Annotated in this window: 1 protein-coding gene; it reads left to right on the top strand. The window is 69.0% G+C overall.

Features of this window, described 5'->3' with window-relative positions:
- The coding region (locus HKX41_12205; GenBank protein ID NNC24898.1) for a GTP cyclohydrolase IIa at positions 1–258 on the top strand (258 nt) is incomplete at both ends.

Raw genomic sequence — 258 nt, 5'->3', positions numbered from 1 at the left:
GTGAACGACGCGACGGGGAAGTACACGGACGAACTCGACGCCTTCTCCACGTTCGTCCGAATCGAGCAGGGGTACGCGGCGCTGATGCGCACCCTCCACGACGAGCACGACGGCCTCGCGTTCTTCGTCGGCGGCGACAACGTCATCGCGCTCGTCCCCGACCTCGACCGGGAGACGTACGTGGACGTCATCGAGCACGTCCGGGAGGCGGCCGACATGTCGCTGAAGGTCGGCGTCGGCGCGGGCCGCACCGCGACG

Source organism: Salifodinibacter halophilus (genome assembly GCA_012999515.1).
Lineage (GTDB): Bacteria > Pseudomonadota > Gammaproteobacteria > Nevskiales > Salinisphaeraceae > Salifodinibacter > Salifodinibacter halophilus.
The sequence above is the reverse complement of the archived record's forward strand: the minus strand, read 5'-3'. Positions and strand labels throughout refer to the sequence as shown.